Origin of the sequence: Vibrio sp. S12_S33 (genome assembly GCF_963889785.1) — a bacterium.
In the GTDB taxonomy this organism is placed as follows: domain Bacteria; phylum Pseudomonadota; class Gammaproteobacteria; order Enterobacterales; family Vibrionaceae; genus Vibrio; species Vibrio aestuarianus.
Window position 1 is genome coordinate 1 of sequence record NZ_CAWPQZ010000324.1, and the last position, 294, is coordinate 294.

At 41.2% G+C, this 294-nt stretch carries 1 protein-coding gene; it reads right to left on the reverse strand.

Annotated elements, in window-relative coordinates; genetic code table 11:
- Positions 1 to 77: 77 nt before the first annotated feature.
- The coding region (locus AACW06_RS20325; RefSeq protein ID WP_238336789.1) for a hypothetical protein at positions 78 to 294 on the reverse strand (217 nt) is incomplete at its 5' end.

The window sequence follows — 294 nt, forward strand, 5'->3', positions numbered from 1 at the left end:
TCAAATCTCTTCATTTCTACGGTGGTTTACTTTGAATTCACGGTAAAATTCACATAACAAGCAATTCAAGTGGATTCTCAACGCGTGGCAGTTTTACTATGCGTTGAGTAAAGTGTTTTACGGTGCAGTGCAGCGGCTTGGCCAGTGCGTTGTTCACCACTTAATTGGGCGTTATGTGTTTGGTCAGTTTTTAGGGTCCAAGCTATGATTTCATTGAGAATTCGTTCCGTGTTTTCGGCAAGTTGGCTTGGTCGAAATGGATCTTTGAACAACCTGATATTGATCGTTTTTAAG